The following is a 1,188-nucleotide window of genomic DNA, read 5'->3' as shown; positions in this document are numbered from 1 at the left end:
CCCGAGACCCTGGAGCGTGCGGGCGACGCCGCGGCGCGCGAGGCCCGCGGTGGGCCCCAGCGGGCGCCCGTCGAAGGTGACCGTCCCGCGCGCGGGTCGCACGAGCCCGCAGACGGCGTTGAACACCGTGGTCTTGCCCGCGCCGTTGGGGCCGATGAGGGCGACGACCTCGCCGTCCGCCACGTCGAGGTCGACGTCCTCGACGGCGGTGAGCCCGCCGAAGCGGACCGTGAGGCCGCGGACGACGAGGCGCGGCCCGGTGTGCGCCGCCTCCTCGGTGGGCGGTCCGGCTGTCGGGCTGCGCAGACTCACGGTCGACCTCTCGTGCACCTCGTCGTGACGCGATCCGCCGAGGCTACAACAGAAACCGACCAGCCGGTATGGACTACACCGCGCAGGGCGTGTCCTGCGGGCGTCGGCCTCACGGGTCAGGCGTGCGGGACGCCGGCGATCATGCCGCCGTCGACCACGAGCTCGGTCCCGGTCACGTACGCCGAGTCCGCGGACGCGAGGAACAGCACCGCCCCCACGACGTCGTCGGGCGTCGCCGTGCGCCCGAGCGGGATGCGCTGGCGCGACGCGTCGAGACGCTCGGTCATGGGCGTCACCACGAACCCGGGGTGCACCGAGTTCACGCGGATCCCCGCCGGGCCCAGCTCGACCGCGAGCGACTTCGTCAGGCCGCGCACGCCGAACTTCGACGCCACGTACCCGTGCAGCCCCGCGTCGCCCCGCATGCCCTCGACCGACGAGATGTTGACGATCGAGCCGCGCCCGGCGGCCCGCATGCCCGGCACCACCGCCCGCGCACCGAGGAACGTGCCCGTGAGGTTGACCGCGATCACCGCGTCCCACTGCTCCTTGCCGTACCGCTCGAGCCGCCCGGCGTTCGCGATCCCCGCGTTGTTGACGAGCACGTCGACGACACCGAGCGCCGCCGCCGCCTCGACCGCCGCGGCCCACGACTCCTCCGACGTCACGTCGAGCGGCACCGCGAGCACCCCCGGGCCGAGGTCGGCCGCCAGCCGCTGCGCCTCCTCGACGAGCACGTCCCCGACGACGACGGCCGCACCCGCCGCGTGCAGCGCGCGCACGTACGCCGCGCCGAGCCCGCGGGCACCGCCGCTGACGAGCGCCACCGATCCGTCGAGCCGTGCCATGCGGACCTCCGAGATCGGAAGAGCGTCG

At 75.1% G+C, this 1,188-nt stretch carries 2 protein-coding genes; both read right to left on the bottom strand.

What is annotated here, in order from left to right; all coding sequences use genetic code 11:
- A partial coding sequence (locus tag HGA02_RS19850; RefSeq protein ID WP_425483085.1) for an ATP-binding cassette domain-containing protein occupies window positions 1-312 on the bottom strand: 312 nt, incomplete at its 3' end.
- 116 nt (window positions 313-428) lie between these two features.
- Window positions 429-1,160, bottom strand: coding sequence for an SDR family NAD(P)-dependent oxidoreductase (locus HGA02_RS19845; RefSeq protein ID WP_168681132.1), 732 nt, complete (start codon window positions 1,158-1,160; stop codon window positions 429-431).
- Window positions 1,161-1,188: the final 28 nt, after the last annotated feature.

Source organism: Cellulomonas septica (genome assembly GCF_012396155.1).
GTDB lineage: Bacteria > Actinomycetota > Actinomycetes > Actinomycetales > Cellulomonadaceae > Cellulomonas > Cellulomonas septica.
Note: the sequence above shows the minus strand (reverse complement) of the source record. Positions and strands in the feature narration are given on the sequence as shown.

What these genes read in the sequence shown, in the direction of transcription:
- HGA02_RS19845 (WP_168681132.1), bottom strand. Translation starts at nt 1,160, where the DNA reads ATGGCACGGCTCGACGGATCGGTGGCGCTCGTCAGCGGCGGTGCCCGC.